General features: G+C 36.9%; 25 protein-coding genes and 1 pseudogene. 23 read left to right on the top strand and 3 right to left on the bottom strand.

Features of this window, described 5'->3' with window-relative positions:
* The first annotated feature begins 17 nt into the window (after positions 1-17).
* Complete coding sequence (gene pulA / locus AC3EMB_RS23160; RefSeq protein ID WP_488517291.1) at positions 18-2159, top strand: type I pullulanase; 2142 nt, start codon at positions 18-20, stop codon at positions 2157-2159.
* Positions 2160-2386: 227 nt separating this feature from the next.
* Complete coding sequence (locus AC3EMB_RS23155) at positions 2387-3184, top strand: phosphotransferase family protein (protein ID WP_002094168.1); 798 nt, start codon at positions 2387-2389, stop codon at positions 3182-3184.
* Between the two features lie 3 nt (positions 3185-3187).
* Here AC3EMB_RS23155 and AC3EMB_RS23150 read toward each other — a convergent pair whose 3' ends face one another.
* Positions 3188-3466, bottom strand: a complete 279-nt coding sequence (locus AC3EMB_RS23150; RefSeq protein WP_001122235.1) for a YtzH-like family protein — start codon at positions 3464-3466, stop codon at positions 3188-3190.
* A 230-nt stretch (positions 3467-3696) separates the two neighbouring features.
* Here AC3EMB_RS23150 and trmB point away from each other — a divergent pair, with 230 nt between their 5' ends.
* Together trmB and AC3EMB_RS23140 are read left to right on the top strand one after the other, a co-directional pair.
* A complete protein-coding gene (gene trmB, locus AC3EMB_RS23145) occupies positions 3697-4350 on the top strand; it encodes a tRNA (guanosine(46)-N7)-methyltransferase TrmB (protein WP_001239383.1) in 654 nt (217 codons plus the stop codon).
* Between the two features lie 69 nt (positions 4351-4419).
* Positions 4420-5274 carry a YtnP family quorum-quenching lactonase gene (locus AC3EMB_RS23140; protein WP_488517290.1) on the top strand — a complete coding sequence of 285 codons (855 nt, stop codon included), beginning with the start codon at positions 4420-4422 and terminating at the stop codon, positions 5272-5274.
* A 198-nt stretch (positions 5275-5472) separates the two neighbouring features.
* Here the strand turns inward: AC3EMB_RS23140 and AC3EMB_RS23135 are convergent, their stop codons facing one another.
* Positions 5473-5784, bottom strand: coding sequence for a PepSY domain-containing protein (locus AC3EMB_RS23135; RefSeq protein ID WP_000118541.1), 312 nt, complete (start codon positions 5782-5784; stop codon positions 5473-5475).
* Positions 5785-5932: 148 nt separating this feature from the next.
* Between AC3EMB_RS23135 and AC3EMB_RS23130 the strand changes: the two genes are divergently transcribed.
* The 14 genes from AC3EMB_RS23130 to AC3EMB_RS23065 all read left to right on the top strand — a co-directional run bounded on the left by AC3EMB_RS23130 (position 5933) and on the right by AC3EMB_RS23065 (position 20162).
* Positions 5933-7006 carry a M42 family metallopeptidase gene (locus AC3EMB_RS23130; protein ID WP_001031517.1) on the top strand — a complete coding sequence of 358 codons (1074 nt, stop codon included), beginning with the start codon at positions 5933-5935 and terminating at the stop codon, positions 7004-7006.
* A gap of 431 nt (positions 7007-7437) precedes the next feature.
* Positions 7438-7947 (top strand): DUF84 family protein, encoded by a 510-nt coding sequence (locus AC3EMB_RS23125; protein WP_069356316.1) that lies wholly within the window; start codon positions 7438-7440, stop codon positions 7945-7947.
* Between the two features lie 83 nt (positions 7948-8030).
* Positions 8031-8345 carry a thioredoxin family protein gene (locus tag AC3EMB_RS23120; RefSeq protein WP_000838193.1) on the top strand — a complete coding sequence of 105 codons (315 nt, stop codon included), beginning with the start codon at positions 8031-8033 and terminating at the stop codon, positions 8343-8345.
* Positions 8346-8423: 78 nt separating this feature from the next.
* Entirely contained in the window at positions 8424-9236 is an 813-nt protein-coding gene (locus AC3EMB_RS23115; RefSeq protein WP_029443439.1) for a DUF1444 domain-containing protein, read from the top strand.
* Positions 9233-9847, top strand: coding sequence for a YtpR family tRNA-binding protein (ytpR, locus tag AC3EMB_RS23110; protein ID WP_001006777.1), 615 nt, complete (start codon positions 9233-9235; stop codon positions 9845-9847). Before AC3EMB_RS23115 ends, ytpR begins: the two co-directional genes overlap by 4 nt.
* Before the next feature lie 224 nt (positions 9848-10071).
* Positions 10072-10416 (top strand): hypothetical protein, encoded by a 345-nt coding sequence (locus tag AC3EMB_RS23105; RefSeq protein ID WP_000813348.1) that lies wholly within the window; start codon positions 10072-10074, stop codon positions 10414-10416.
* A 40-nt stretch (positions 10417-10456) separates the two neighbouring features.
* Entirely contained in the window at positions 10457-11389 is a 933-nt protein-coding gene (locus AC3EMB_RS23100) for an N-acetylmuramoyl-L-alanine amidase (RefSeq protein ID WP_488517289.1), read from the top strand.
* Positions 11390-11544: 155 nt separating this feature from the next.
* Positions 11545-15540, top strand: coding sequence for a DNA translocase FtsK (locus AC3EMB_RS23095; RefSeq protein WP_488517288.1), 3996 nt, complete (start codon positions 11545-11547; stop codon positions 15538-15540).
* A 61-nt stretch (positions 15541-15601) separates the two neighbouring features.
* Positions 15602-16720 carry a nicotinate phosphoribosyltransferase gene (locus AC3EMB_RS23090; RefSeq protein ID WP_366987531.1) on the top strand — a complete coding sequence of 373 codons (1119 nt, stop codon included), beginning with the start codon at positions 15602-15604 and terminating at the stop codon, positions 16718-16720.
* Between the two features lie 252 nt (positions 16721-16972).
* Entirely contained in the window at positions 16973-18283 is a 1311-nt protein-coding gene (gene murC / locus AC3EMB_RS23085) for a UDP-N-acetylmuramate--L-alanine ligase (protein WP_000219469.1), read from the top strand.
* Between the two features lie 182 nt (positions 18284-18465).
* Positions 18466-19014: a GNAT family N-acetyltransferase gene (locus AC3EMB_RS23080; protein ID WP_053563537.1), complete on the top strand. Its 549-nt coding sequence runs from the start codon at positions 18466-18468 to the stop codon at positions 19012-19014.
* Positions 19011-19502, top strand: a complete 492-nt coding sequence (locus AC3EMB_RS23075; protein ID WP_071731401.1) for a GNAT family N-acetyltransferase — start codon at positions 19011-19013, stop codon at positions 19500-19502. Before AC3EMB_RS23080 ends, AC3EMB_RS23075 begins: the two co-directional genes overlap by 4 nt.
* Before the next feature lie 76 nt (positions 19503-19578).
* The gene (locus AC3EMB_RS23070; protein ID WP_488517287.1) at positions 19579-19983 is read left to right on the top strand and encodes a PH domain-containing protein; all 405 of its coding nucleotides are present in this window, start codon (positions 19579-19581) and stop codon (positions 19981-19983) included.
* Positions 19980-20162, top strand: a complete 183-nt coding sequence (locus tag AC3EMB_RS23065) for a hypothetical protein (RefSeq protein ID WP_023523191.1) — start codon at positions 19980-19982, stop codon at positions 20160-20162. The genes AC3EMB_RS23070 and AC3EMB_RS23065 overlap by 4 nt, the downstream gene beginning before the upstream one ends.
* A gap of 48 nt (positions 20163-20210) precedes the next feature.
* Here the strand turns inward: AC3EMB_RS23065 and AC3EMB_RS23060 are convergent, their stop codons facing one another.
* Positions 20211-21326 carry an aminopeptidase gene (locus tag AC3EMB_RS23060; RefSeq protein ID WP_000654729.1) on the bottom strand — a complete coding sequence of 372 codons (1116 nt, stop codon included), beginning with the start codon at positions 21324-21326 and terminating at the stop codon, positions 20211-20213.
* Between the two features lie 187 nt (positions 21327-21513).
* On the opposite strand from AC3EMB_RS23060, the gene AC3EMB_RS23055 reads away from it, so the two are divergent.
* From AC3EMB_RS23055 to ccpA, 5 genes and pseudogenes are all read left to right on the top strand, one after another.
* Positions 21514-22026, top strand: coding sequence for a DUF948 domain-containing protein (locus tag AC3EMB_RS23055; RefSeq protein ID WP_001197721.1), 513 nt, complete (start codon positions 21514-21516; stop codon positions 22024-22026).
* On the top strand, positions 22026-22352 hold the full coding sequence (gene ytxJ, locus AC3EMB_RS23050) for a bacillithiol system redox-active protein YtxJ (protein ID WP_001057469.1): 327 nt from the start codon (positions 22026-22028) through the stop codon (positions 22350-22352). Before AC3EMB_RS23055 ends, ytxJ begins: the two co-directional genes overlap by 1 nt.
* A 117-nt stretch (positions 22353-22469) precedes the next feature.
* On the top strand, positions 22470-23492 hold the full coding sequence (locus AC3EMB_RS23045; RefSeq protein WP_000738029.1) for a CamS family sex pheromone protein: 1023 nt from the start codon (positions 22470-22472) through the stop codon (positions 23490-23492).
* A 166-nt stretch (positions 23493-23658) separates the two neighbouring features.
* Positions 23659-24564, top strand: a pseudogene (locus AC3EMB_RS23040) (bifunctional 3-deoxy-7-phosphoheptulonate synthase/chorismate mutase).
* Positions 24565-25049: 485 nt separating this feature from the next.
* On the top strand, positions 25050-26048 hold the full coding sequence (gene ccpA, locus AC3EMB_RS23035) for a catabolite control protein A (protein ID WP_001103303.1): 999 nt from the start codon (positions 25050-25052) through the stop codon (positions 26046-26048).
* Positions 26049-26067 lie beyond the last annotated feature (19 nt).

Raw genomic sequence — 26067 nt, 5'->3', positions numbered from 1 at the left:
ATGATGGTGATTTTTTTATGTTGAAAGTAAAACGTCCATTTGATGCCTATTTAGATGAAATGAATAAAATTACAATTTTGCTCCCACATGCGTATGGAACAAGTCGGACATTTCGTTTGCAAGAAGGAAGTAATGTGAAAGATTTACCGATTGCTCATACGATTGCGCTTCCAGATGCAACGAAGTATGAGTGCTTTATAGAAGAGCCGCTAGATGTGGGAAAGTATTATACAGTACGAGATGAACGGAATGAAGAAACGGATTTACAAATAGGTGCTGTTATTCGAACAACAATTTTCGATGAAAAGTATTATTACGAAGGTACAGATCTAGGTGCTGTGTATCAAAAAGAAGAAACGACATTTAAAGTATGGGCCCCAACTGCAAGGCTTGCAAAAGTAAGAATTTATAAGAGCGATAAAGAATATGCCGATCATGAAATGTACAGGGGAGAAAACGGAGTTTGGATTCAAACATTACAAGGTGATTTAGACGGAGCACGCTATACATTTCTCGTTTGTATTAATTTAATATGGAACGAAGCTGTAGATCCTTATGCAAAGTCGGTGACGGTAAACGGAAAACACGGTGTTGTTATCGATTTAGAAAAAACGAATGTAACAAGAAGAGAAGGATTACCACCATTACAATCAATGACAGATGCCATATTGTATGAACTGCATATTCGTGATGCGACTATACATCAAAATAGTGGAGTGATTCAAAAGGGAACATATAAAGGATTGATGGAAGAGGGAATAACAGGACGGAATGGGACTTTAACAGGGTTGTCTCATATAAAAGATTTAGGTGTTACACATGTTGAACTATTACCGTTATATTGTTTCGGTGGTGTAGATGAGGCGAATCCTTCGTCTGCCTATAATTGGGGGTATAATCCATTATATTACAATGCACCAACAGGATTTTATGCTACAAATCCCTCTGATCCGTATAACAGGATAGTAGAGTGTAAACAGTTGATCGAGACATTTCATGAACATGGCATTAGGGTAATTATAGATGTTGTATATAATCATGTTTATGAAAGAGAGCTATCATCATTTGAAAAGCTTGTTCCAGGATACTATTTTCGTCATGGTGAAGATGGTATGCCTTCTAATGGGACGGGAGTCGGAAATGATATAGCATCTGAACGGAAAATGATGAGGAAATTCATTGTAGAGTCTATTTTATATTGGCTTACTGAATATAATGTCGATGGATTCCGATTCGACTTAATGGGAATTTTAGATGTTGATACAATGAATATGATAGAAAAAGAAGTGCGAAACATAAAACGAGATGCTTTGTTATTAGGAGAAGGATGGGATTTACAAACACCGCTTCCTCGTGAGGAAAAAGCAACGTTAAATAATGCGAAGAAAATGCCACATATGGCACAGTTTAATGATCAATTTCGTGATGGGATAAAAGGGAGTACATTTCATATAAATAAGCGTGGTTTTGCATTTGGTGGGCATGTAGACTGTAATCATTTGCAGTATATTGCAGCAGGAAGTCTTTTAAGTATGAAAGAAACAGGGCTGTTTCTAGAGCCGGCGCAAAGCATTAACTATGTAGAATGTCATGATAATATGACGATGTGGGATAAACTAGTGCGCAGTAATGAAGAATCAGAAGCGATTTTGAAAAAACGTCACCTGCTAGCGAGCGCAATGGTTATTCTTTCACAAGGTATTCCTTTCTTACATGCAGGACAAGAGTTTTATCGTACGAAGAAAGGAAATGAAAATAGCTATAATGCAAGTGATGAGATCAATCAATTAGATTGGGATCAAAAAGAGAAAGAAATAGAGACCGTTAACTATATAAAAGGTTTAATTGCGATTCGTAAAGAGCATGGGGCATTCCGATTACAAAACGCAGACCTTATAAAAAAACATATGACTTTTTTACAAACATCTACAGAAGTACTTGCATATCACCTAGAGCATGCAGAATCGTTTGGGCCGTGGAAAGAGATTGTCGTTTTATTTAATAGCGGTTTAGAAGCTAAAACTGTGCAACTTCCGAAAGAAGAAACGTGGCATGTGATAGTAGACGAAAAGCAAGCGAAAATAGAGCCAATTTCTTCATTTAGAGGAAAGGAACTTAGGCTCGCTCCAATTAGCACGTATATATTGACGATAATGTGACAAATCGCTACTTGACGATGAGAATGTAATAAATGTAGAATTGACAAAGGTGACGATTTTGATAAGTTGTCATTCTATGACAGGTTTTGTAAAATAAAATAGAGAATTTTTGGCTGAGGCTAATTTTTCTTTTCATTTACAGTAAAATATATGAATCCACAACATGTGTAGAAATGTTGCGGTTTTTCTTTTCATAACTATAAAAGATAAGGATTTGTTAACGGGTAATGAATATGGAATGGTTGGAACAATTATTAGGAAAAGAGTGGAGTCTTGTACCGGCTGGTGGAGTAACGGGCGATGCATATATTGCGCAAAACGGACAACAGAAGTTATTTTTAAAGCGGAATACATCGCCCTTTTTAGCGGTATTGTCAGCAGAAGGAATTGTTCCAAAATTACTTTGGACAAGAAGGGTAACGAACGGTGATGTAATTTCTGCTCAAAAATGGCTTCCGGGACAGAAGTTAGAGCCAGAGGATATGAAACTAGAACGTGTTGCGAAACTTTTGAAGAAAATTCACTCCTCTAAAGCGCTTGTACAGATGATTCAAAGACTTGGGAAGCAACCGCTTCACGCACAAGAGTTATTACAACAACTGCAACTCGTTTTAAGAGGAGATATAAGGGATGATGAAACAATTCAGCAAGGCCTTCAATATTTAATGGATTCATTAAAAGCTATTGAATACAATGAATTCGTTGTATGCCATTGTGATGTAAACCATAACAACTGGATATTGTCGGATGAAGATGAGTTGTTTTTAATTGATTGGGATGGAGCTGTAATTGCTGACCCAGCTCTAGACCTTGGTATGTTATTATATTGGTACATTCCGCGCCAGGAGTGGAGTGAGTGGCTCGGTTTTTATGATATTGAAATGGATGAATCGCTGCTTAGGCGCATGAGATGGTATGTGATAGCACAAACGATTTTGTCTATTCAATGGCATACAACAAAAAAACAGCAAGCAGAAGCTGAATATTGGCATCAATATTTACAGCAACTACTTGCTTCAGAATAATACTTAAGAAAAATTGTCCATTCCAGCAATCCACTGAGTAAGTTGTTCTTGATTATTGGAAATATGGTTGTCCAAATTAGAGGAAGATTTACCCGATTGACTATAAGAATATACATCGTTTAGCATTGTTTTAGCGTCACTACTTATATTATCGTTTGCGAGTAACGATTGAATGAGGCGCTCTAATTGCTCGCATTCTGAAACTGTCCCGCAGCAATCACTTTGGTGGTTGACTAAAATATCTTTCAGCACTTCTAATTGATGTTGTTGATTAATTGGCATGAACGGATCATCCTTTCGATTGTTTTTCTCTTCAAATGTAAGAGAAAAAGCTGTTTCGTCATGGAATGTTTAATGCTGTATGTAGTTTTTATCAAAATGGTACATCTTATACTTGAAAGAAACGGACCGAGTGCTCGTACGTACTTGGTTTTTTGTTTGGTAGATTGATTAAAAAACAGAAAGAAGGAATTATTCCTTTAAAATAGTTTTGTAAAGAGAGGGAGACATCTATGCGTTTAAGACATAAACCATATGCAATGGATCGAATTAATGAGTATTCACATATCGTAATCGGAAACCCAGAGGAGCGCGCTGGTAACTGGAAAGAAGTATTTGGAAATGAACAACCAATTCATATTGAAGTAGGTACAGGTCGTGGCCGCTTTATGTATGATATGGCAAAAGCGAATCCACATATTAATTATATTGGAATTGAAAAATTCACAAGTGTTGTTGTAGATGCACTTGATAAATTAATTGAAGAAGAAGTGCCGAACTTAAAGTTAATTAATAAAGATGCTGAAGATTTAACAGTTTTCTTTGCAAAAGGTGAGATTGATCGCGTTTATTTAAACTTCTCAGATCCATGGCCGAAGAAACGTCATACGAAGCGTCGTTTAACGTATAAAACGTTTTTACGCAATTATGAAGAAGTGTTAGTAGAAGGCGGAGAAATTCATTTCAAAACAGATAACCAAGGTTTATTTGAATATTCTCTTATGAGTATGGCTGAGTATGGTATGTTACTAACTTACTTAAGCTTAGATCTTCATAACAGCGACTTTGAAGGTAACATCATGACTGAATACGAAGAGAAATTCTCTAGTAAAGGTCATCGTATTTACCGAGTTGAAGCAAAATATCGTACAGAGCCTATGCAGTAATGCATAGGTTTTTTTATATCTAAAATAATCAGAATTTTATGTTAAGATTAATTGAAAGGGGGATGTGTAATGGAACAGTTACAAATTGGAGATATAAAAGTAACGTGGTTAAAAGGCGGAAATACACATTTAGATGGAGGGGCAATGTTTGGTGTTGTGCCGAAAGTACTTTGGTCACGTAAATATAAACATAATGACACAAATCATATTTACTTACGAACAGATCCGTTACTTTTACAAACGAAAGATGGAAATATGCTCATTGATTCAGGAATAGGAAACGGTAAGTTGGATGAGAAGATGAAACGAAATCAAGGTGTAACAGAAGAATCATCGATTTATGAATCGTTAGAAAAACAGGGATTAAAGCCTGAAGATATTCAATATGTTTTAATGACACACCTTCATTTTGATCATGCATCTGGTCTAACAAAATGGGAAGATGATCACCTTGTGCCGGCATTTCCAAATGCGAAAGTTTACGTAAGTGAAACAGAGTGGAATGAAATGAGGAACCCAAATATTAGATCCCGTAATACATATTGGAAGGAAAATTGGGAACCGATTGTAGATCAAGTTGTTACGTTCCAGCAAGAAATAGAAATTACAGATGAAATCAAGATGGCACATACGGGTGGGCATAGTGATGGACATGCAGTCATCATTTTGGAGAGTCAAGGGGAAACGATGCTACATTTAGCAGATCTCTTGCCGACGCACGCGCATCAAAATGTATTATGGGTAATGGCATACGATGATTATCCGATGACCTCGATTGAAAATAAACAAAAATGGATGAAGTATGGTGCTGAAAAAGAGGCATGGTTTACGTTTTACCATGACGCATATTATCGCGCTGTGAAGTGGAATGAGGAAGGTCATATCGTAGAAAAAATAGAACGGAAAACGAGTATAGAAGCATAAAAATAGGAGGTTGCTCCATCATATTTATTGGAGCAGCTTCTTTTTCATTGTCGGGTTTTGTCGGTAAGTCGATATATTTAAAAACTCGCCGATATAATTTGAGTTGCGCTGATATATTCGAAAAATCGCTGATATAATTTTAATCAATACCCGCAATTTCAAAAAAATAAGAGGTTCACCTAATGGGAACCCTCCGTTTTATGCTGCTATAACCTCTAAAACAGTACCTGTTTTAGCATCAACTAAAAATTCAAATCGTTCTTGTATATCATCTAACATTGTTGTAAGACCGCCGCGATAAACTTCATATGCGACATCATATTTTTCAAATGTCTCTGGAACCATATGTACCCAAGAGCCAGTAATTTCACCTTTATGACTTAATGCTTGTTTCACCATTTTCAATGCTTTTTCTGAAGAAATATGGGATTGTTCTTGTACTTTGTTTGCAACGAGATAACCAGCTGCGAACCCAACGCCAAGACCTGCTACTAAACCTTTCCAGCTCATATATTCACCTCAATTCTATAAAATAAAAATAGTGTACCAATAATAATTATAAAGCAAATACAGCTAAAAAAGAAGAAACTAGAAACATTTCGAAAATTTCGTTACAATAAAAGAGGTATTCTACTAAGGTTTGAAAGAAGGGGACTTCGTGAATAAAGAGACATTGCAATTATTTCGTACGTTAACAGAATTACAAGGTGCATCAGGTTTTGAACATGATGTACGCCGTTTTATGAAACAAGAATTAAGCAAATATGCGGATGAAATTGTACAAGACGGTTTAGGTAGCGTATTTGGTCTGAAAAAAGGGGACGAAACTGGCCCGCGTGTTCTTGTAGCAGGTCATATGGATGAAGTAGGTTTCATGGTTACGCAAATTACGAAAAACGGAATGCTTCGTTTTCAAACGTTAGGCGGCTGGTGGAGCCAAGTTTTATTAGCGCAGCGTGTACAAGTTATGACGAAGAATGGTCCTGTTATTGGGGTTGTTGGTTCTATTCCTCCTCATTTATTAAGTGACGCGCAACGTGCAAAACCGATGGATATAAAAAATATGTTAATTGATATAGGTGCAGATAGTTATGAAGATGCGATTGAAATTGGTGTAAAACCAGGACAACAAATCGTGCCGATTTGCCCATTCACACCGATGGCAAATGAGAAGAAAATTATGGCGAAAGCTTGGGACAACCGTTACGGATGTGGTCTTGCAATCGAATTGTTAAAAGAATTAAAAGATGAAACATTACCAAATACATTATATTCTGGTGCTACTGTACAAGAAGAAGTAGGTCTTCGCGGAGCGCAAACCGCTGCAAATATGATTCAACCAGACATTTTCTATGCGCTTGATGCAAGTCCAGCAAACGATGCATCTGGTGACAAAACGCAGTTCGGTCAATTAGGAAAAGGTGCCCTTCTTCGTATTTACGATCGCACGATGGTAACACATAGAGGAATGCGCGAATTCATTTTAGATACAGCAGAAACAAACAACATTCCGTACCAATACTTTATTTCACAAGGTGGTACAGATGCGGGCCGTGTACATACAAGTAACTCTGGTATCCCATCAGCAGTAATTGGTGTTTGTGCACGCTACATTCATACACATGCTTCAATTTTACATGTTGATGATTATGCAGCGGCGAAAGAATTAATTACGAAGCTTGTAAGAACAACAGATAAAACGACGTTAGAGACAATTAAGAATAACGCGTAGAGAAGAAGGGCGAAAAACCCTTCTTTTTTTAGGTTGAAGAGATGACCCATCCATGAGTGGGAGCGGTCAGTGCTTAATTGGTGTTCGAATGATGTATGAAGACTCCAAGTAGGAAGTGAGAGGAAGGCTGTTTTTGTTTTCGCAGACGATAATGTTGTTAGAAAAAACCTTCTTTTTTTAGATTGAAGAGATGACCCGTCCATGAGTGGGAGCGGTCAGTGCTTAATTGGTGTTCGAATGATGTATGAAGACTCCAAGTAGGAAGTGAGAGGAAGGCTGTTTTTGTTTTCGAAGACGGTAATGTTGCTAGAAAAAACCTTCTTTTTTAGGCTGAATAGATGACTTGGTGATATGTGGTAGTGGTTGATGCTTAGTTCGTATCTGATGCGGATATTAGAATAGAATGATGAATTTTTATAGAGGTGAACGAAATGAAGGTAGTAGTTGGATCGAAGAATAAAACGAAGGTTGGCGCTGTGGAGAAGGTTTGGAAAGATGCTGAAATTACATCTCTTTCTGTTCCTTCAGGAGTAGCAAATCAGCCGTTTTCAGATGAAGAGACGATGCAAGGAGCGATTAATAGAGCGAAGCGAGCGCTAGAGGAAGGAGGAGCTCAAATTGGTATTGGGCTAGAAGGCGGCGTAATGAAAACGGAGTACGGTTTATTTATGTGTAATTGGGGAGCGCTAGCAACAAGTGATGGTAAAATATTTGTTGCCGGCGGGGCACGTATTACGTTACCGGATGATTTTTTAGCACCTCTTGAAGAGGGCAAGGAGTTAAGTGAAGTGATGGAAGAGTTTGTACATAGAAAAGATATTCGTAGTCACGAAGGTGCAATCGGTATTTTTACAGATGATTATGTTGATCGCACGGAATTATTTGTACACGTTGTTAAGTTACTTGTTGGGCAATATAAGTATGACAAAAAACAAGCATAAACCTTGCACCATGCGTGATGTATGGTAGTATAAAAGAAAGATTATAACATGAAAACATGCACTCGTTAGAGGAGGAAATATAGATGAAGTCATTAGAAAGCATGGAGCAATTCCAACAATTAAAAAATGAAGAGAATGTAGTCTTTATGTTCTCAGCAGAATGGTGCCCAGACTGCCGTTTTGTAGACCCATTTATGCCAGAAGTAGAAGAGAAATATAGTGATTTCTCATTTTACTATGTAGATCGTGATGAGTTTATTGATCTATGTGTAAAATTAGACGTATTTGGCATTCCGAGCTTTGTAGCGTACAATAAGGGTGAAGAAACTGGTCGCTATGTAAACAAAGATCGTAAAACACAAGAACAAATCGAAGAGTTTATTGAAGGTTTAAAATAAGGCAATTTGCCAATTGAATTGTAAAACAACCTCTACCTTCGCGGGGGAGGTTATTTTTTTGGAAGGGAGGAAAAAGAGATGAAGATGACAAGTAAAAAGATGAAAGACGAGTTAATGAAGAAATTATCTCGCTCAGAATGGGACTTTCAGTATGATAGCGAGAAAGAAGTTCTACGTATAGAACAGAAAGACTCGAAAAAAGGTATTAACGTATCGCTTCCAGGAGTTGTGGCGAAATGGGAAGTGAACAAAGAAAAGGCAATTGAAGAGGTTGCTTATTACGTACAAGAAGCGCTAATTGCGATGCATAAAGAAGAAAATAGCGGAGCGAAAATTTTACCTGTTATTCGCTCTACTTCTTTCCCGAAACAAGCAGAAGAAGGAAATCCGTTTATTATGACGGATCATACGGCGGAAACACGTATTTACTACGCGTTAGATTCTAATAAAACGTATCGACTAATTGATGAGCGTTTATTACAAAAGTTAGAGCTTACAGAACAACAAGTACGTGAAATGGCATTATTCAATGCTCGCTCATTAGGTTATGAATTTAAACAAGACACAGTAGCGGGTAATACATTCTACTTTTTAAACACAAATGATGGATATGACGCGACGCGTATTTTAAACGAATCGTTACTACAATCGATGCGTGAAAAGATTTCTGGTGACATGGTTGTTGCTGTTCCTCACCAAGATGTATTAATTATTGCTGATATCGTTAACGAAATCGGTTATGATATTATTGCACAAATGACAATGAAATTTTTTGCCGAAGGGCATGTTCCGATTACATCACTTTCATTCGTATATGAAGATGGAGAGTTTGAACCAATCTTTATTTTAGCGAAAAATCGGAAGAAGACAGATGGAAAAGAGAAAGGATGAACGAAGTGAACGTTTTTTACAACCTTGAAGGAATTGGTGACACTTTAATTGTTGCCTTACAAGATATTACTTTAGAGAACCGTACTTTTGATCGCAAAGGAGATGTTGCTCGCGTTTATGATCGTGAAAGCAACGTAACGGGAGGATTCAACATCTTTAATGCATCTTCTTATTTAGAAGTAACAGAAACAGGTAACCTTACATTAACGAAAGAGCTTGTTGAGAAAATCAACGAAATTTTAGCGAAGAACGGCTTTGAAGAAACAGTAGAAGCAGATCTTTCTCCGAAATTTGTTGTAGGTTATGTAGCTGAAAAAGAAAAGCATCCAAATGCTGATAAGTTAAACATCTGTAAAGTAGAAATCGGTACAGAAACATTACAAATCGTATGTGGCGCACCAAACGTTGATGCAGGACAAAAAGTTGTCGTTGCAAAAATCGGTGCTGTAATGCCGAGCGGTATGTTAATCAAGCCAGCTGAGCTTCGCGGTGTTCCTTCTTCTGGAATGATCTGCTCTGCACGTGAATTAGAGCTTCCAGACGCTCCACAAGAAAAAGGTATTCTTGTATTAGAAGATAGTTTTGAAGTTGGACAAGAATTTAAATTTTAATTGATATAAGAAAAGAGAGGTTGTCCTTTTGGGCAGCCTCTCTTTTTTGTCATTTTTGTTGGTAAGTCGAAATTTCGTGTTGAATTGTTGATATATTGAGAGTTGTGATAGATACACTCAAAAAATCGTAAATATGGTCAGGGTGTCACCTTTTGTCTTAAAATCTATATTGTATTTTATAAACAAACTAGTTAAAATTTAGAAAAATAGAAGGGGATAGACGTATGAAACAACAACCAAAAATCGCAGAACTTCTAAAACGAATTGAAACTTCAAAACAGCAAGATGTTGAACTAGGTACTTATGAAATATATGTGTTTAGTGAAAGTGAATTAGAAAAAGGACAAATCGGTTACCGATATGATAAACATAAAAAGTCATTAATAAGTGAAGAAAACGGAAAGTGGCAAGAAGGATGGATTGCAATTGGATATGAAACGGATATGGGCGATCCAGTTTTCGTAAATATAGATGATGACGCTTATCCAGTTTATACTGCAGAACGTGGTACAGAAACATGGCAGCCAGTTTATATTGGAAATATGGATGAGATTATAGGGCAATTATAAGAAAAACTTTGAATCCGGTGCAAAGTGATGGGAGAGAAGTATGAAGTATATAAAAATAATGAGCATGATTGCATTCATTGGAATATATATGGCCGGTTGTTCACAAGAGCAGCCGAAAAAAGAAACTACATCTTCTATACAAGAGAAAAACAAAGATACCAAAGAAGACGCACCGGTAGAAAAGCAGCAAGAACAAGAAAAGAACGAAGAATCGCAAGTAGAACAGAGGCAAGAGGAAGTGTCAGCCGAGGAAAAGAAAGAAGAAACTACAACGGTGCAGCCAATTGAGCAACCAGTGCAAAATAATGAACAAAAAGTAGAGAGTAATGAAAAGCAAGGAAAGTTTCTCGTCGTTATTGATCCAGGGCATCAACAAAAAGCGAATTTAAATTTAGAGCCGATTGGACCAGGGGCAACAACGCAAAAATATAAAGTGACAGACGGTACAACAGGTGTTGTGACGAAAAAGAGAGAGGCTGTACTTGTATTAGAAATGGCTTTTTTATTAAAAGAAAAGCTTGAAGCAAAAGGGATACAAGTGTTAATGACGAGAATATCACAAGACGTTGATATAAGTAATAAAGAACGGGCGACATTCGCAAATAATCATAAGGCTAATTTATTTTTACGTCTTCATGCAGATGGTTCTGAAAATCCAAACCAAAGTGGATTTGCTGTATTGACGCCGGCAGGAGGAAGTCCGTATACGAAAGAGATTTATGCGGAAAGTCTTCAAATCTCTCAAACGATAGTAAATAAAATGAGAGAAAATCAGCAAGTGAAAGTAAATGGAATTAAATTTAGGGATGACCTTTCTGGATTCAATTGGTCCAAAGTACCTGGCGTACTATTAGAACTTGGGTTTATGTCAAACCATGAAGAAGATAAAAAATTATCTGACCCGCAGTATGTAAATTCTTTATTGCAAAGTGTAACGGATAGTGTAGATGCATATCGGAAGAGTAAAGCTTAAGCGCAGTCTTACATGAAAGGCTGCGTTTTTCCATATGAAAACACTCGTAAATTAGAATATTGTGGATAAATATGACATGCTTAATTTTACCTGCACTTTTTGCCGAATGCTGATACAATAAAGGATGTTACTATTTAGTAGAAAGAGTGGTAAGCATGTTAGATTGGATGAAAAAGCTGTTTAACAAAGAGGAAGAACAAACAGCGATGAATAAAGAAGTACCAAAGCAAATTGAAAGTCAGCCGAAAATTCCTCGTGTAAACCACTACACTGAAGCAAGAGAAGCACAAATGGCAAGTAGGAATGCAGGTAAATGCCGTTTTCCTTTAGTACCGGATAATGGGTTCGATGAAGAGGATGAAAGCGAAGTAAATCGCTTTGAAGAACAACCTGTTCAAGGAGTAGCATATGAAGAACCGACTGCCCAAAGAGGAATAAAGGTGGAAAGAAGCAGACGACCGTATGTGGAAAAGGTAGTTTCTACATATGAAGAGCCGGAAGTGCAATATGAACCGGTGCGGGAGTCTGTCGTTAAAAAGGCATCTGCACCTTCGCAAGAGAGTAACCGTAGACCATTTCGTCCAACAGAAATGATTTCGCCAATTTATGGATATAATCGTCCTTCAGTAGAGAAAAAGGTTGAAAAGCAGGAGGAAGTAAAAGAAAGAGAAGATCTTGAAATATCTGTAGAGGGAAAAGCAGTTGTTGATGCATGGTTAGAGAAAAAAGGATATAAATTATCTGATTTCTCAGAAGGGCAAGCAACGTCTTCTGCTCCAGGTGAAGTAGTTGAACAGAAAGGCCAACAGGGCAAAAAAGAAGAAAAATCAGTTGTTGATCAATGGCTAGAGAAAAACGGTTATGAAATTGAACGCCAAGTGCCTTTAGTAGAAGAAAAAGAAGTGATTAAAGAAATGAGTACACCGCAGGAAGTTTCAGCGGATGAATTACTTCATAAAACAGTAGCTGAGCAGATGGAAAGTGCTAAGCTAGAAAAAGATGTAGTGGTGTTAAACGAAAACAATCTACAAGAAGAATTAGTAGCTTCTAAAGTAGAGCATGAGGATACAATATTATCAGAAGAAATTAAACGTAATACAGAAATAAAACAACCTACTATTGAAGTAGAAAAGCAAGCTCCAGAAGAATCAGTGATTGTCAAAGCAGAAGAAAAACTTGAAGAAACAATCATTGTGGAAATACCAGAAGAGCTAGAAGAAGTGGAAGTAATTGCAGAAACAGAAGAGCTAGAAGAAGTAGAAGTAATCGCAGAAGCAGAAGAGTCAGAAGAAGTGGAAGTAATTGCGGAAACAGAAGAGCTAGAAGAAGTAGAAGTGATTGCAGAAACGGAAGAGTCAGAAGAAGTAGAAGTGATTGCAGAAACAGAAGAGCTAGAAGAAGTAGAAGTAATTGCAGAAACAGAAGAATCAGAAGAAGTGGAAGTAATCGCAGAAACAGAAGAAGTAGAAGTGATTGCAGAAACAGAAGAATCAGAAGAAGTGGAAGTAATCGCAGAAACGGAAGAATCAGAAGAAGTAGAAGTGATTGCAGAAACAGAAGAATCAGAAGAAGTGGAAGTAATTGTGGAAACGGAAGAGCTAGAAGAAGTGGAAGTAATTGCGGAAACAGAAGAATCAGAAGAAGTGGAAGTAATTGTGGAAACGGAAGAGCTAGAAGAAGTGGAAGTAATTGCGGAAACAGAAGAATCAGAAGAAGTGGAAGTAATTGCAGAAACGGAAGAGTCAGAAGAAGTAGAAGTAATCGCAGAAGCAGAAGAGTCAGAAGAAGTGGAAGTAATTGCGGAAACAGAAGAGCTAGAAGAAGTAGAAGTAATTGCGGAAACGGAAGAGCTAGAAGAAGTAGAAGTAATTGCGGAAACAGAAGAGCTAGAAGAAGTAGAAGTGATCGCAGAAACAAAAGCGCCTGTAGTAGAGACATTTGTAGCACTTGAGGAAATTCAGCAAGAAGATGAAGTAATTGAACAAAACAGTGAATTCATACATGTAGCTGAGGCTGATGAACAGACAAAGAACGATGTTCAAAGCTTTGCGAATGTTTTAATTACAGAAACAGAAGAAAATAAACGAGTTGTAGAAGAAGCACCGGTCGTAGAAGAGCAATCAGTTGAAGAAGAAGTGCCGGTCGCAGAAGAACAACCCGTTGTAAAAAAAGAAGAACCAAAACGTGAGAAAAAGCGTCATGTACCATTTAATGTTGTTATGTTGAAACAAGATAGAACACGATTAATGGAAAGACATGCAGCTAGAGCAAATGCAATGCAGCCTTCTGCTAATGTACGAGTAGAGAATAAGCCAGTACAACAAGAGGTAGCAGAACCACAAGTGGAAGAACAACCAATGCAGCAGGTGGTAGTAGAATCACAAGTGGAAGAAAGCCCAGTGCAGCAAGTAGTAGCAGAACCACAAGTGGAAGAACAACCAATGCAGCAGGTGGTAGCAGAACCACAAGTGGAAGAGCAACCAGTGCAGCAAGTAGTAGCAGAACCACAAGTGGAAGAGCAACCAATGCAGCAGGTGGTAGTAGAATCACAAGTGGAAGAAAGCCCAGTGCAGCAAGTAGTAGCAGAACCACAAGTGGAAGAACAACCAATGCAACAAGTAGTGGTAGAGCAAGTACAAAAGTCAATTTCAAGTACAGAACCAAAAGAGAAAGCATATGTTGTAAATCAAAGAGAGAACGATATGCGAAATGTATTGCACACCCCACCGACATATACTGTTCCGCCATTAGCGTTGTTGTCAATTCCACAGCAATCAGCGCTAGATAATACAGAATGGTTAGATGAGCAAAAAGAATTATTAGATACAACGTTTAATAATTTTCATGTTGGAGCACATGTTATTAATGTATCGCAAGGGCCAGCAGTAACTCGTTTTGAAGTGCAACCAGACCCAGGCGTGAAAGTAAATAAAATTACAAATTTAAGTGATGATATTAAGTTAAGTTTAGCTGCGAAAGATATTCGTATTGAAGCGCCGATTCCAGGGAAGAGTGCAATTGGAATTGAAGTTCCAAATAAAGAAAGTAAGCCAGTATTTCTTCGCGAGATTTTAAGAAGTCCTGTATTCACAAAGAGTGAATCACCGCTTACTGTTGCGCTTGGACTTGATATTTCAGGGGATCCAATTGTAACGGATATTCGAAAAATGCCGCACGGACTCATTGCGGGTGCAACGGGTTCAGGTAAAAGTGTGTGTATTAACGCGATTTTAACGAGTATTTTATATAAAGCGAAACCACATGAAGTGAAGTTAATGTTAATTGATCCGAAGATGGTTGAGCTTGCACCATACAATTCTGTTCCGCATCTTGTAGCACCTGTTATTACGGATGTAAAAGCAGCGACAGCTGCGTTAAAGTGGGCAGTTGATGAGATGGAGCGTCGTTATGAATTGTTTGCGCATGCTGGTGCTCGTGATTTAACTCGCTATAATACAATTGTAAGTGAGCGAGATATTCCAGGTGAGACATTACCTTATATCGTTATCGTTATTGATGAGTTAGCCGATTTAATGATGGTAGCACCAGGTGATGTTGAGGAAGCAATTTGTCGTATTGCGCAAAAAGCACGTGCTTGTGGTATTCATTTATTAGTTGCGACGCAGCGTCCATCTGTAGATGTTATTACAGGTTTAATTAAATCAAATATTCCAACGCGTATTGCGTTTACTGTATCATCTCAAGTTGATTCACGTACGATTATCGATATTGGGGGCGCGGAAAAATTACTTGGCCGTGGTGATATGTTATTTTTAGGGAACGGTACATCTAAGCCAGTTCGTGTACAAGGTGTATATGTATCGGATGATGAGATTGAAAAAACAGTTGATCATGTGAGAAAGCAAATGAAGCCGAATTACTTATTTAAGCAAGAGGATTTATTAGCGAAAACAGAACAGGCTGAGTCGGAAGATGAGCTGTTCTTTGATGCATGTCAATTTGTTGTAGAACAAGGGGGAGCGTCCACATCTTCTGTACAGCGAAAATTCCGTATTGGTTATAATCGCGCAGCACGTCTCATTGAAGAGATGGAATCGCAAGGGATTATTTCTGAAGCGAGAGGAACTAAGCCGAGAGATGTCCTTATTTCTGAGGATGAATTTGCTGCTATGCAGGAAACGAATGTATAGTCCACGGTTTTGCTGTATACTAATAGAAAATGTTGGATAGTAAAGTAGGGAGTAAAGCGACATGAAAGAAATTGAATTAAAATTAAAAGGTGAAATAAATCGACTAACAAATAAAACATTTAAATTTGACGAACGTGTTGGAGAAGGTTGGTTCTCCGCCGTTTACTTTTTAAAAACTAGAGAAATTATTGAAGAATTTCGCCCAAAAAGTGTTGTAACGATGCAATTTTTCCAAAAAGAAAATGCAGTTCTTTGCGGAACAGATGAAGTAATTGCATTGCTGCAAACATTCGCTAAAAATCCTGAGGGACTTGAAATTAACTCTTTAAAAGATGGCGATAAAATTAGTCCATTTGAAACAGTGTTAACAATTCATGGTCCTTATGAGAATTTCGGATTTTTAGAAGGTGTTATTGATGGGATTTTAGCTCGTCGTACATCGGTTGCAACAAACGTATATAATGTTGTCCAAGCTGCACGTAGTGTAGATAAAGAAAAACCAGTTATTTTCATGGGAGATCGTGACGATCATTATACACAACAAGCTGGTGACGGTTATGCAGCATACATCGGAGGTATGAGCGCACAAGCGACGCATGCAATGAATGAATGGTGGGGCAGAAGTGGTATGGGAACAATGCCTCACGCATTAATTCAAATGTTTAATGGTGATGTTGTAGAAGCGGCAAAAGCATATCATAAGAAATTCCCAGAAGATGAATTAGTTGTACTAATTGATTACAATAATGATGTTATTACAGATGCACTTCGTGTAGCGCGTGAGTTTGGATCAACATTAAAAGGTGTGCGTGTAGATACGTCTCGCACAATGATTGATCAATACTTTATTCGCCATCCAGAAGTACTTGGAACATTCGATCCACGTGGTGTAAACCCATCGCTCGTATTTGCACTTCGCAAGGCGCTTGATGAAGAAGGATTCCAGCATGTAGACATCGTTGTAACTGGTGGATTTGATGAAAAACGTATTCGTGAATTTGAAGCTCAAAAGGTACCTGTTGACATATACGGGGTAGGAAGTAGCTTGTTAAAAATGAATATTGGCTTTACTGGTGATAATGTAGAATTAAATGGGAAACCAGAAGCAAAAGCTGGTCGTAAATATCGTCCAAACCCACGTTTAGAGCGTGTTCAATTAGAAAAAAGAGAAGATATGTAAAAGAGAGAAAAACTGATAGGTGATTGACCCTATCAGTTTTTCTGTTATCATAGTATAGCGGCTTCTTTTTTGCTATAATGGACTTGTTATGGACATATAAAGAAGTACGTACGAGTTTATCCTGATAAGTGAAGGGAAAGAATAATTTCACTACATCAAAAATGTATGATGATTACCAAAATAAGAAAAGATTCATATACTGTCTTATAGATAGGCCGTTGTATTAGTTCGAAATGTTGGAGGTTCTTTAAGATGACAGTTTACCATTTTGTAGGAATTAAAGGAACAGGAATGAGTTCATTAGCGCAAATTCTTCATGATATGAAGCATACTGTTCAAGGGTCTGATTATGAAAAGCGTTTCTTTACACAAACAGCGTTGGAAAAGCGTAGTATCTCGATCCTTCCTTTTGATAAGAATAATGTAGAAGAAGGACAAGTGATTATTGCAGGAAATGCATTTCCTGATACGCATGAAGAAATCGTAGCAGCAAAAGAATTAAACATCCCAGTCCATCGTTACCATCACTTCTTAGGTGACCTGATGAGCCAATACACAAGTGTTGCTGTAACTGGTGCACACGGAAAAACATCAACAACAGGTTTGTTAGCCCATGTAATGCAAGGTGCACACCCGACATCTTACCTTATTGGAGATGGAACAGGGCATGGGGTAGAAAATAGTAAGTATTTTGTATTTGAAGCTTGTGAGTATCGTCGTCATTTCTTGTCTTACAATCCAGACTATGCAATTATGACGAATATTGATTTTGATCATCCAGATTATTTTGCAGACATCAATGATGTATTCAGTGCATTCCAAGAGATGGCATTGCAAGTGAAAAAAGGCATTATTGCATGTGGAGATGATGAAGAACTTCAAAAAATTCAAGCGAAAGTACCTGTTATTTTCTATGGATTTGGAGAAGATAATGATTTCCAAGCACGTAACATTCAAAAGAGAACAGATGGCACGATATTCGATGTATTCGTTCGTAATACGTACTATGACACGTTCAAAATTACAGGATACGGCAACCATAGCGTATTAAATGCATTAGCAGTAATCGCGCTTTGTCATTATGAAAACGTTGATGTAGAAGCAGTAAAACATCAATTAACAACTTTTGAAGGCGTAAAACGTCGCTTTAATGAAAAGCCGATGGGAGAGCAAGTAATCATCGATGACTACGCACACCATCCGACAGAAATTAATGCAACGATTGAAGCTGCTCGTCAAAAACATCCAGAGCGTGAAGTTGTCGCTGTATTCCAGCCACATACATTCTCACGTACAGAAAAGTTCTTAGATGAGTTCGCAGAAAGCTTAAGCAAAGCTGACCAAGTATACTTATGTGATATTTTCGGATCAGCACGTGAAAACAAAGGTGAATTAACAATCGAAGATCTGCAAAAGCGTATTGACGGTGCAGAATTAATTACAGATACAACAACGGATGTATTAAAGAAACATAAAAACGGCGTTCTAATTTTCATGGGCGCAGGTGACATCCAAAAATTCGAAGCAGCTTACGTAAAAGAAGTTCAAGTTGCAGAGAAATAATAGAAAAGACGCATAGCTTGGCTGTGCGTCTTTTTTATGTTGTCGTGGTTGTGCTTTAATGTTGAAACGTCGATATATATGGAGTTGTGTTCGATATATTTCAAAAATCGTTGATATATTGGTACGCGTTTTGAAATATAAATGTTAGAATAATAAGAAAACTAAAAAGGGGACTAAAAAACATGTTCACACTCCGAGTAGATGACGAAATCGAACTACAATTACTAGAAAAACATCATAAAGAGGAATTATATCAATTATTAGATCAAAACCGTAATCATTTACGGAAATGGCTCCCTTGGGTAGATGGGACAAAATCTGCTGATGCTTATGATGAAATTTTTCCGATGTGGTTAAAGAAGTTTGCAGAGGGAGACGGTTTTGAAAGTGGTATACGTTACAAAGGAAAGCTCGTTGGGATGGTAGGTATTCATCCAGTGAGCTGGGGGAAGAAAGCCGCGAGTCTTGGGTATTACCTTGCAGAAGATGCTGGAGGAAAAGGCGTTATGACGCGTAGCGTGAAGGCTGTGCTTCAATATGCATTTGAGAATTTAAAATTAAATAAAATGGAAATCCGATGCGGTGTTGAAAATGCGAAAAGCCGCGCAATTCCAGAACGTTTAGGATTTAAGTTAGATGGTATTTTACGAGATGAAGAATGGCTATATGATCATTTTCATGATATCGCTGTATATAGTTTACTAGCTTCAGAATGGAAAGAGATTCGATGAACGAGAAGATTCGTATTGTTCCATATGAAGGTACGTTTCAAGAGGAAGTAGTAGATCTTATCGTTCATATTCAGCAAAAAGAGTATAATGTTCCCATTACGAAAGAAGAGCAACCTGATTTACTTGAAATAGAAACATTCTATCAAAAGGATCACGGAAACTTTTGGGTAGCAATTTATGATGGTAAAGTAGTTGGAACAGTAGCTTTATTAGATATTGAGAATCATCAAGTAGCGCTAAGAAAAATGTTCGTGAAGAAAGAGTTTCGCGGAAAAGAATGGGGCGCATCACATATGTTGCTTCAAACAGCAATTTCATGGGCTGAGGATAAAAAATTGAAAGATATTTACTTAGGAACAACAGTAAAATTTTTAGCGGCACATCGTTTTTATGAAAAGAATGGTTTTCAAAGTGTGAGTATAGATCAGTTGCCGAAAAATTTTCCGGTGTTACAGGTAGATAAGAAATTTTATAGGTACATTGTGTAAAAGGTCATTTAGAAATGGCCTTTTTCTATGAACTAAAATGGAAATAGTGGTATAATTTGGATTAGGGGGTGTAGGTATGAACTTTCCAATTCAAAGAAGTAAGTCAGTAGTCATTTTTGTTTGTCTTACGTTAGCTTTTATGTGTATATATCCAATTGTCATGCTTTTCACTAATAAAGCGCATTGGATATCGGCGTTGATTGGGATGGGTTTATGCTTCATTGTAAATGTACCACTTGTTTGGGAAGTATTTATTAAAAAACATAAAGTAGAAAATGGCGTATTAAAGTACGGTGTTTTAAATGACGATATTGTATTGAAAGAGATAAGAATAATTCGTCAAGTTGGGAAATCGCTTGAAATTACGACGAATGCATATAAAGTACATATAATTGCGATGCCGCAAAATATGAATGACTTTTTGGCGCTTATCGAGAAAGAAAATCCACATGTGAAAATAGAAATGGTAGGTAAGAAATGAAATATGTAAAACCTTTGTTTTGTTTGGAAATTTTGCTTGTGTTTGCTATTTGCACTAGAGTATATATGAAATGGGATCTGCCCTTATATGAACCAATATTAATAGGTACTATCGCAGTGGCGCTTTTATATTATTTTCATTTTCAGCAAACAAAAAGTAAGAACAGTAGATCGATATAGGGTGAGGATAATAAAAAAACGCTCGGATATAATTCCGAGCGTTTTTTATTATTTTAAGTTCTCTGGGTTTAAAGCTTCTAATTCAGGTACAACGAAGCGTCCGTCTTTACGGATTAGTACGTCGTCGAAGTAAATCTCACCGCCGCCGTATTCAGGGCGTTGGATGCATACTAAGTCCCAATGGATGTTTGAATTGTTACCATTCCATGCATCGTCGTAAGCTTGTCCAGGAGTGAAGTGGAAGCTGCCATCGATTTTTTCATCGAATAGGATGTCTCCCATTGGATGTAAGATGTATGGGTTTACGCCGATTGCGAATTCACCAACGTAGCGTGCGCCTTCGTCTGTATCGAAGATTTTATTAATGCGTTCTGAATCGTTTGCAGTTGCTTCAACGATTTGGCCGTTCTCGAACTTAAGTTGTACATTTTCAAATGTATAACCGTTGTAAGGAGATGGTGTGTTGTAAGAAACTGTACCGTTAACAGAGTCACGAACTGGTGCAGAGTATACTTCACCATCTGGAATGTTTAAATGACCTGAGCATTTAATTGCTGGAATGTCTTTAATAGAGAATGTTAAGTCAGTTCCAGGACCAGTTAAACGAACTTTATCTGTTTTATTCATTAATGTAACAAGGCTATCCATCGCCTTATCCATTTTACCGTAGTCTAAGTTACATACTTCAAAGTAGAAGTCTTCGAAAGCTTCTGTACTCATTTTAGCAAGCTGTGCCATAGAAGCATTTGGGTAGCGAAGAACAACCCAGCGTGTTTTTGGAACGCGAATGTCTCTATGAACTTTTTTACCAACTGTTTGGCCATGAACTTTCATACGCTCACTTGGAACGTCAGCTTGTTCATTAATATTATCGCCAGAGCGAAGGCCGATATAAGCGTCCATGTCTTTCATTACGCTTGCTTCATATGCAGCGATTTGTTCGAAATGTTCTTCAGTAGCACCCATTAATAAAGAGCGATCTACTTGATGATCTTTTAAAGAGACGAATGGGAAACCACCAGCTGCATATGCTTCTTTTACAAGTGCAGTTACAAGTTCTTTTTGTAAGCCAAAGTTTTCAATTAATACTTTTTCACCTTTTTGTAAGCGGATAGAGTAGTTAATTAAATTGTATGCTAACTTTTCAATACGTGGATCTTTCATATGTAAAGCCTCCCTACTAATTATGTATCCTCTCCTATTGTAACCTACTTAGTGGAATTTGTTGAATGATTTATGTTACAGTTAACGAATAAGTATGAAAATTCTAATGATGAGATAGGGATTAGAATGAAACGGAAAATGATTGTATAATAGGGGAAAGTATGAAAAAGATAAAGGAAGTGATGAAATGCAAGTTCTTTTATATGTAAGTGCGGCTATTATCGCGGTTGCTTTCGCAGTATTAGTAGTGTATGTATGCAGAACGTTGTTATCGGTTCAGAAGACGTTAGAAAACGTTGCAAGCACGTTAGAAGGTTTAGAAAAACAAATGCAAGGAATCAGCGTAGAGACAGAGCAATTATTACATAAAACGAATGCGTTAGCTGATGATATTCAACAGAAGTCACAGTCATTAAATAAAGTGGTAGCGGGTGTAGATGGGATTGGAACGACAATCCAATCTTTAAATACGAAGCTTCGTAATGTATCAGACTCTGTAACGGACGAAATTGAAAATAACGCTGATAAAGTAGCGCAAGTTGTACAGTGGAGCAGTGCGGCGATTGAAGTATACAATCATTACCGTGCGTCGAGACAAGAGAAGAAGGTTGAAAAAGAAGAGCGTAAATTAGAAAGAATTGAGAAAAACGCTGAAAAGAAAGAGAAGCGCTCTAGATTTCGTATGAGAGGTGAATCGTGATGAATATGACAAAGCTTGAAACAATTGAAGAGCTTGAAGTCTTAGTAGAAAAGAATGAGCCGTATGTTCTTTTTAAACATAGTACGACATGCCCGATTAGTCACGGTGCATACACAGAATTTCAAGCGTATTGCAGTGAAGAAAGAGAAGTGCCAGCGTATTACTTATACGTACAAGATGCAAGAGATGTGTCAAATCGTGTTGCAGAACAATACAGTATTAGACATGAATCACCGCAAGTGCTATACATAAAAGATGGTATGGTAGTATGGAATACATCTCATTGGAATATTAAAAAAGATGCTTTAGAAGAGAATATAAAGTAAAAAGAAGCAAGCTAAAGGTGCTTGCTTCTTTTTTTTGTTTTTGTTGAAATATATTTAATGGTACACTATTAATAGTTCAAACTAAATAACTAGATTGTTGAAAGTAGGTTTTAAGTAATGAAGAAAATGGCATTATCCTTCGCAGTCGTAAGTTTATTACTGGGAGCTTGTAGTAACAATAGTAATACGATTAGTAAGAAGGATGAAGTTATACAAAAAGATACAAAAGAAAAAAGTATGATTCCGAGAACTGCTGTTTCTAAAGATTATTATAGAACTGTTATTCCTTTAAAAGAACAAAAGGTTATTAATACAGCTAATATAAAAACAAATTCTAAATTAGATTTAGCAGAGTATGAAAATGGTTTAATAAATATTGCAACGCAGCAATTTGATACAGAGAGCCACGTACTGCAATTAAATCAGTATATTCCAGAGAAACTAGTTGATGAACTAGTTGCGAAAGTAGAAGCGCCAGTTTTGACGAATATTATAGAACAAGACTATTTCGGAAAACAGAATTCAAATGAATTAAGTTTATCTGGTGTTATGATTGGCTTAGCTATGTCTTCAAGTGTATCGAATGAAGAAGCTATGTCTAAAGGGTCTGAAGTTGCTAAACAACTTATTGAAGCTATTAACAAAAATGATAAATATAACAAATCTCCAATTACGTTTGCTATCTTTAAGCAAGAAAGTACAAGTTCTTTAAAAAATGGTACGTATATTGCTAGTGCTACTGTTCAAAAGAATGATACGAACCTTGGAAATTGGAGTACAATTGATGAAAAGTCGTATTCATATCCTTCTGATGAATTTACACAAGCACATGGAGAAGATAATACAAAAATAACTAACTTTGCTAAGGAAATAAAAGGTTTTTCTACTGGAGATTTTATTCCAGTCAACGCAAAAGTTTCTTATAAGAAAGATCAAATGGATACATTAAATATGAATATTGTTATTAAATATAACGGTAAAACAGAATTAATGGCTCTTACCCAATTGGCTGCGCAAGGTATGTTGGACAAATTGCCTAAAGATGCGAAAGTCCAATTACAGATCAAGTCCGAGAGTAAAATTGAGGCCGTTATTATAAAAGAGAAAAACAGTGATAAACCGTTTGTTTCCTTCTTGTAAAAAAAGACAGTATGTAAACTGTCTTTTTTTTATTTTAAATGAAAATATACAATGTTTTTTGATGATAATTCATTGCTGTATATCGTGTGACAATCGTATATGTATCAACTATAATAAGTTATCTTAAAAAAGTAATATATAGGAATTTGAAAGATGTGGCTTTTTTATGGCATCACAACAATTAGGTCGTTTACGTTCTGAAATTGATCAACTTAATTTACAAATATTAGAGTTATTAAACGAAAGAGGTCGTCTCGTACAAGAAGTTGGTACTTTAAAAGAAGTATAAGGTGTGAAACGTTTTGATCCTGTACGTGAAAGAAATATGCTGGATTTAATTGTAGAGAATAATAATGGTCCATTTGAAACTTCGACTTTACAACATATTTTCAAACAAATTTTTCAAGTTGGTTTAGAGTTACAAGAAGAGGATTATCGTAAAGCACTACTTGTGTCTTGTAAGAAAAAATAGAAGATACGATTGTTGAAATTAATGCGTGGTGGTGCTTTCAAGCCACATACTTCACCGTATGATTTTCAAGGTCTTGGATTAGCAGGATTACAAATTTTAAATCCAAATGATATTGAGATGTCATTAGATTACGTTGATGTTATTCAAATTGGCACTCACAATATGCAAAACTTTGATTTGCTAAGGGCAGCTCGTGCTGTAAATAAACCAGTATTATTAAAACGTGGTCTATCAGCAACGATTGAAGAATTCATTAATGCGGCAGAATATATGATGGCAAAGGGAAATGGGAACATTATTTTATGTGAACGAGGTATTCGCACGTATGAAAGAGTGACGCGTAAGACGCTTGATATTTCCGCTGTACCGATTTTAAAGAAAGAAACACATTTACCTGTTGTTGTCGATGTAACGCATTCTACAGGGCGACGTGACCTTCTCTTATCAACTGCAAAAGCAGCGATGGCAATTGGTGCAGACGCAATTATGGCTGAAGTACATCCAAATCCCGCTGTAGCTTTATCAGATGAGGCGCAGCAAATGAATATTCCGCAGTTCAATGATTTTATGAATGAATTAAAATCATTTGGAAGTAAATGATAAAAAATTTTAATGAGCTGTTCCAATAAGGCGTTTTGGGGCATCTGTATAGAGACTGTCATTGTCGATTTTTGTTGGTAAGTTGATATATTTAAAAAATCGCTGATATAATTAGAGTTGTGGTAGATATATTTGGAAAATCGCTGATATATTTCGAGTTACGGTTCATATATTCGAAAAATCGTCGATATAAATTTCATTTACTATCGTACTGCTTAAAATAAGATTTCTACTTAGGAAACATCTATTTTTTTACAAAAAATGCTCTTTTTTCATAAAAAATACGAAAATACGAGAAAAGAAGCGAATTTTTTCGAAACTTTTGCGGGAAAATATTGTATGAGCCTGCGTTTTTATCGTATCATTAGTAAAAGGAAGAACTCGGGACGATTGGTGGCATCTGCAAATAGAGTTGATGTCTTTTTTTCATTCAAGTAACCGATACATAAAAATAGATAACAAAAATAGAAGGAGTGTGCGATGAGATGAACGTAACAATCTATGATGTAGCGCGCGAAGCGAACGTTTCAATGGCTACCGTATCACGCGTTGTGAACGGTAACCCAAATGTAAAGCCTACAACAAGAAAGAAAGTATTAGAAGCAATTGATCGTTTAGGGTACCGCCCAAATGCGGTAGCACGTGGACTAGCAAGTAAGAAGACAACTACAGTAGGTGTTATTATTCCTGATATCTCAAATACGTTTTATGCAGAACTTGCACGTGGAATTGAAGATATCGCAACAATGTACAAATATAACATCATTTTAAGTAACTCTGACCAAAACAAAGAGAAAGAGTTCCATTTATTAAATACGATGCTTGGAAAGCAAGTGGACGGAATTGTTTTCATGGGTGAAGATATTACAGACATTCACATTGAAGAATTTAAAAAATCTCCAGTACCAATTGTATTAGCAGCGTCATTCGATGAGCAAAATGAAACGCCATCAGTAAATATTGATTATACACAAGCAGCTTACGATGCAATGAAGCACTTTATTGAGCAAGGACATAAGCGTATCGGTTTCGTCTCTGGTCCATTCATTGATAAAGCGGGAAGCGCGAAAAAGTTACAAGGTTATAAAAAAGCTTTAGAAGAAGAAGGTATTTCATATGATGAAAATCTTGTAATCGATGGAGATTACACATATGACTCAGGTATCGAAGCATTCGAGAAGCTTTGGAGCAATGATGAAAAGCCAACAGCAATCTTCGTATCGTCTGATGAAATGGCACTAGGTGTAATCCACGCAGCACAAGACGCTGGATTAAACGTACCAACTGACGTAGAAGTACTTGGTTTCGATAATACACGCCTTGCATTAATGGTTCGTCCGCAACTTTCAACAGTTGTACAACCGATGTATGATATCGGTGCAGTAGCAATGCGTCTATTAACAAAGTATATGAACAAAGAAAAAGTGGAAGATCACACTGTTATCTTACCTCACCGTATCCAATTTAGAGATTCAACGAAGTAAGTATAAAAAAGCTCACAGC

This window comes from Bacillus sp. LQ16 (assembly GCF_057784645.1).
Note: the sequence above shows the minus strand (reverse complement) of the source record. Positions and strands in the feature narration are given on the sequence as shown.

Excerpts from the sequence above, each read along its gene's own strand:
- pulA (WP_488517291.1), top strand. The coding sequence starts at position 18 with ATGTTGAAAGTAAAACGTCCATTTGATGCCTATTTAGATGAAATGAAT.
- AC3EMB_RS23155 (WP_002094168.1), top strand. The coding sequence starts at position 2,387 with ATGAATATGGAATGGTTGGAACAATTATTAGGAAAAGAGTGGAGTCTT.
- AC3EMB_RS23150 (WP_001122235.1), bottom strand. The coding sequence starts at position 3,466 with ATGCCAATTAATCAACAACATCAATTAGAAGTGCTGAAAGATATTTTA.
- trmB (WP_001239383.1), top strand. The coding sequence starts at position 3,697 with ATGCGTTTAAGACATAAACCATATGCAATGGATCGAATTAATGAGTAT.
- AC3EMB_RS23140 (WP_488517290.1), top strand. The coding sequence starts at position 4,420 with ATGGAACAGTTACAAATTGGAGATATAAAAGTAACGTGGTTAAAAGGC.
- AC3EMB_RS23135 (WP_000118541.1), bottom strand. The coding sequence starts at position 5,784 with ATGAGCTGGAAAGGTTTAGTAGCAGGTCTTGGCGTTGGGTTCGCAGCT.
- AC3EMB_RS23125 (WP_069356316.1), top strand. The coding sequence starts at position 7,438 with ATGAAGGTAGTAGTTGGATCGAAGAATAAAACGAAGGTTGGCGCTGTG.
- AC3EMB_RS23120 (WP_000838193.1), top strand. The coding sequence starts at position 8,031 with ATGAAGTCATTAGAAAGCATGGAGCAATTCCAACAATTAAAAAATGAA.
- AC3EMB_RS23115 (WP_029443439.1), top strand. The coding sequence starts at position 8,424 with ATGAAGATGACAAGTAAAAAGATGAAAGACGAGTTAATGAAGAAATTA.
- ytpR (WP_001006777.1), top strand. The coding sequence starts at position 9,233 with ATGAACGAAGTGAACGTTTTTTACAACCTTGAAGGAATTGGTGACACT.
- AC3EMB_RS23105 (WP_000813348.1), top strand. The coding sequence starts at position 10,072 with ATGAAACAACAACCAAAAATCGCAGAACTTCTAAAACGAATTGAAACT.
- AC3EMB_RS23100 (WP_488517289.1), top strand. The coding sequence starts at position 10,457 with ATGAAGTATATAAAAATAATGAGCATGATTGCATTCATTGGAATATAT.
- AC3EMB_RS23095 (WP_488517288.1), top strand. The coding sequence starts at position 11,545 with ATGTTAGATTGGATGAAAAAGCTGTTTAACAAAGAGGAAGAACAAACA.
- AC3EMB_RS23090 (WP_366987531.1), top strand. The coding sequence starts at position 15,602 with ATGAAAGAAATTGAATTAAAATTAAAAGGTGAAATAAATCGACTAACA.
- murC (WP_000219469.1), top strand. The coding sequence starts at position 16,973 with ATGACAGTTTACCATTTTGTAGGAATTAAAGGAACAGGAATGAGTTCA.
- AC3EMB_RS23080 (WP_053563537.1), top strand. The coding sequence starts at position 18,466 with ATGTTCACACTCCGAGTAGATGACGAAATCGAACTACAATTACTAGAA.
- AC3EMB_RS23075 (WP_071731401.1), top strand. The coding sequence starts at position 19,011 with ATGAACGAGAAGATTCGTATTGTTCCATATGAAGGTACGTTTCAAGAG.
- AC3EMB_RS23070 (WP_488517287.1), top strand. The coding sequence starts at position 19,579 with ATGAACTTTCCAATTCAAAGAAGTAAGTCAGTAGTCATTTTTGTTTGT.
- AC3EMB_RS23065 (WP_023523191.1), top strand. The coding sequence starts at position 19,980 with ATGAAATATGTAAAACCTTTGTTTTGTTTGGAAATTTTGCTTGTGTTT.
- AC3EMB_RS23060 (WP_000654729.1), bottom strand. The coding sequence starts at position 21,326 with ATGAAAGATCCACGTATTGAAAAGTTAGCATACAATTTAATTAACTAC.
- AC3EMB_RS23055 (WP_001197721.1), top strand. The coding sequence starts at position 21,514 with ATGCAAGTTCTTTTATATGTAAGTGCGGCTATTATCGCGGTTGCTTTC.
- ytxJ (WP_001057469.1), top strand. The coding sequence starts at position 22,026 with ATGAATATGACAAAGCTTGAAACAATTGAAGAGCTTGAAGTCTTAGTA.
- AC3EMB_RS23045 (WP_000738029.1), top strand. The coding sequence starts at position 22,470 with ATGAAGAAAATGGCATTATCCTTCGCAGTCGTAAGTTTATTACTGGGA.
- ccpA (WP_001103303.1), top strand. The coding sequence starts at position 25,050 with ATGAACGTAACAATCTATGATGTAGCGCGCGAAGCGAACGTTTCAATG.